At 66.1% G+C, this 3,523-nt stretch carries 3 protein-coding genes and 2 pseudogenes; 2 read left to right on the forward strand and 3 right to left on the reverse strand.

Annotated features, from left to right (window positions below; translation table 11 throughout):
* The 3 genes and pseudogenes from M8J71_RS22970 to M8J71_RS22980 form a co-directional block, all read right to left on the reverse strand.
* Window positions 1-199 (reverse strand): annotated as a pseudogene (locus M8J71_RS22970) (DsbA family protein); the annotation flags it as partial.
* Window positions 199-358: pseudogene (locus M8J71_RS22975) on the reverse strand (cation diffusion facilitator family transporter); the annotation flags it as partial. The pseudogenes M8J71_RS22975 and M8J71_RS22970, both read right to left, overlap by 1 nt.
* 70 nt (window positions 359-428) lie before the next feature.
* Window positions 429-2,513, reverse strand: a complete 2,085-nt coding sequence (locus M8J71_RS22980; RefSeq protein ID WP_256250180.1) for a cytochrome c oxidase assembly protein — start codon at window positions 2,511-2,513, stop codon at window positions 429-431.
* A gap of 201 nt (window positions 2,514-2,714) precedes the next feature.
* On the opposite strand from M8J71_RS22980, the gene M8J71_RS22985 reads away from it, so the two are divergent.
* The gene (locus M8J71_RS22985) at window positions 2,715-3,140 is read left to right on the forward strand and encodes an ArsR/SmtB family transcription factor (protein WP_305480287.1); all 426 of its coding nucleotides are present in this window, start codon (window positions 2,715-2,717) and stop codon (window positions 3,138-3,140) included.
* A gap of 40 nt (window positions 3,141-3,180) precedes the next feature.
* On the forward strand, window positions 3,181-3,523 hold a 343-nt coding region (locus M8J71_RS22990), incomplete at its 3' end, for a cytochrome c oxidase assembly protein (protein WP_256250181.1).

Here is a 3,523-nt window from a genome sequence, read left to right on the forward strand (position 1 = left end):
TGGTCACCCTGTGGCTGTCTTCGCGGACCAGTTGGGCGTCGGCAACGGGCTCCACGGCCACCGGGGCTGGTTTGTTGAGCGTGAACACGGCGTACCAGATCGCTCCTGCGGCCACGAGGGCTCCGAGGAGGACCCAGATGACGGTCCGGGCGCGCTTGGCCGGATCTGCCGGCTTTGTTTTGGTTTTCGTCCGTGACATCAGTGATGCATGCTTTCCTGATCGCGGTGGGCGGCTGGTTCGATTTGAAAGGTGGAGTGTTCGACGCTGACGTCGAAGTGTTCGGCGACGCAACGCTGCAGATCAGCCAGGATGGTTGGACGCGTGCCCGCAGGTCATGCAGCCGGCATCGACGAGAACGCCGGGGTGCCGGAGCTCCTTCAGGATCACCACCCGGATGCTATACCAACAGACATGGTTAGCTTAACGTTCATTGCTGCCTCCCGCCGCGGTCTCCGGGGGAATGGTACTTGCGTTCGCCCAGTTGCGTGAGCATGGCGTTGTAGGCCTGCAGGTCCGCGTCGTGGTTGCGGTCCGCGGCTCGGTCGGTGCGGCGCATCTCCCTTGTGTCCGAGCGGGACCACATGATGGCGACTCCAATCGCGATCAGCAGGGTCGGCACCTCGCCAATGCCCCAGGTGATGGCGCCGGCCATTTGCTGGTCTGCCAGCGGGGAAAGGCCCCAGTCCCTGCCAAGGCGGGTAAACCACTCCGGCTGCAGGAGGGTGGTAGAGCCCATCAGGGTGACGCCGAAGAATGCGTGAAAGGCCATGGTGGCGAGTAGCAGCAGCAGCCGCAGCGGGTACGGCGCCCTGCGGGGGACCGGGTCGGTGCCGATCATGGACAGGATGAACAGGTAGCCGGTGATGAGGAAATGCGCGGTCATGAGTTCATGGCCGGCGTGTTCGCGCAGAGCGAAGCCGAACGCGTCCGAATAGTAGAACAGGACGATGGAGCCAGCGAAGTTCGCCGCGACGAACAGCGGGTGCGTCAGGACGGCGGCCGGGCGGGAGTGCACCAGGACCATGATCCATTCGCGTGGCCCCCTGCTGCCGTCCTGCCGGGGCGCCAGGGTCCTGAGCGCCAGGGTGACGGGGGCGCCAAGGACGAGGAAGACCGGCACGATCATGGTCAGCGCCATATGGTCGACCATGTGCGCGCTGAGCAGTACCCGCCCGTAGACCGACGGGCCGCCGGAAGTGAAGAAGACCAGCGCGGCCAGGCCCAGCAGCCACATCACGGCCCGGATCCAGGGCCAGGCATCGCCGCGCTTCGTCAGCACCCGCGCCGCTCGCAGGTAGAGGAACGCGGCAATGACCGCGACGGCGATCCAGAGCCAGTCCGGGCGCCAGACCGTGAACCACCGCTCGGGGGTGAGCTCGGGAGGCAATGAGTAGCCGGTGAGGATCTGGGCCGGCGTAAGGGCAGGTTCGATGTCCTGCCCGCCGGGTGGGGGCGTGCGGCTCAGTGCCGCGGCCAGTCCGCTCACCGCCCCCATAATAAGGACTTCGACAATGATGAGCCGCCAGAACAGCAGCCCCGACCGCCCGGGGCCTGAAGCGGCAGCGAGGGCAGGGAGCAGGCGTCTTCGGTGCACAAGACCGAGGCCGCCAAGAATGAGGGTGCCGGCGGTCTTTCCCAGCAGGAGCACGCCATAGGGTGAGGCGAGCCCGGACGGGAGGTCCAGGCGGATGGCGGCATTAATCAGCCCTGAGGCCACGACGAGAATGAAGGCGAACCCGGCAAGGGTGGAAAACCGTTGGACGACGGCAGCGGTGTCTTTGCCCAGGACTGTTCCGGCTGCGGCCAGCGCGATCAGCCCGCCGAACCAGAGGGACACTCCGATCAGGTGCAGGCCCAGGGAGTTGATGGCCTGTTCGTGGTCGGTACCCCCGGCGGCGTGGCCAATCAGGATCATCGGCACCAGCCCGCTGGCAGCCAGGACCGCTGTGGCGGCCAGCCCGGCGGGGGAGCGGAGGCCGAATGTGGCCGTCGCCACCGTCGCTGCGATGATCACCACCCACAGCCAGGCACTGCCGGTCGGGAGTTCGGTGACGTAGGATGCCAGCTGGGCGGCGAATTCCCGGCTGCCGGAAATCGGCACCCCGGCGATGTCGGCGAAGCTGAACACGATGACAGCGATGGCGGAGAACGTCCAGAGCAGGCTGGCAGCAGAAGCCAGCACCATGATCCGGGTGAACGCCGGATGCTCACCGGACCCCGCGTCCTGGCCGGCTGGTTTACGTTTCCGTGACCGCGACAGGGTAGGCGGGACAATAAAGGCGGCAAAAACCAGGGCCCCGATCGTGGCCGCGGCGGAAATGTTGTGGACGGTCTGAACGACGCCGTAGCCCCAGCGGACCAGGGCCCCCGGGTCCCGGGTCTCGGCCGGAAGCAGGCCCCTGCCATAGGCGGTGGCGGCCAGGACGGCGATCAGGGCGATCAGGCCGGCGACAGCCAGCCACCAGGGTTTCGGTGACACTGCCGGGGTCCCGGCGGGGGACTTCACAGCCACAATGAATCCTTCGAAGGTGGTCGTCGGCTGCCTCCGGTAATCTCGGGAAGCCTGGGGCGCCGCAAGGACGGCGCATAACAAGATTATCTGTAGAGTTATTCAGACGTTAATTCGGCCCGTCGGCCGCAAGGTGGCCGTCGGCGCTGCACACCCGGCCAGAGGTAAATGCGAAGCATGAGCAGGCAAAGGTAACCTTGATGAATGACCGCGATCTCCCTCTCCGCAACTCCGGTTTCCGGCGGCACGGGCAGCGACTGTGCCGTCCGGGTGGCCGACGCCGACCGGGTCCAGGCTGTCCGTGCCAGGATGCCGAAGGACTTCGACGTCGCCGCTCTCGTCGTGATCTTCGGGTTGCTGTCGGATCCGGGCAGGGTGCGGATCCTCATAGCCCTGCTCGAAGGGGAAATGTGCGTCTGCGACCTGGCTGCGACGACGGGCTTGAGCGAATCCGGTGTCTCCCATGCGCTCCGCCTGCTGCGTGGGCCCCGGGTTGTGGAGGTTCGGCGTTCAGGACGGATGGCGTATTATTCGCTGGCCGATTCCCACGTCCGCATGCTCCTGGACCTTGGACTGACTCATGTCGGCCATACCGGGCGGGACCGCCTGCAGCTGGCAGGAAACGGCTGACCCCGCCGCTTCCGCGCTGGCACGAACGTTGCGTTCTGAGATGAGTAAGGCCGGAGTTGAGGGCCCTGTCTGGGTACCTTCCCTGCCCCCGTCGTTGGGGGAGTATCTTGCCCCGAATCTGCAGCCGGTCCCGCTCATCCCTGCCCTGGCCTTGGTTGCTGCCCTGTTCTACCTGGCCGGGGCCATCAGTCTCTGGCGGCAGGGGCGGCGCTGGTCGCCGGTACGCAGCGTGTCTTTTCTGGTCGGGTGTGCCGCGATTATCGTGGTCATGGGTGCCGGGATCGAAGGCTACGGGCTGCGGATGTTCTCCATTTTCATGTTCCAGCAGCTGACATTGATGATGGCTGTTCCGCCGCTGCTGGTGATCGGCTCGCCCGGCACGT

The organism is Pseudarthrobacter sp. R1 (assembly GCF_024494415.1).
In the GTDB taxonomy this organism is placed as follows: Bacteria; Actinomycetota; Actinomycetes; order Actinomycetales; family Micrococcaceae; genus Arthrobacter.

Coding starts and splice junctions, on each gene's coding strand:
- M8J71_RS22985 (WP_305480287.1), top strand. CDS start 2,715: ATGACCGCGATCTCCCTCTCCGCAACTCCGGTTTCCGGCGGCACGGGC.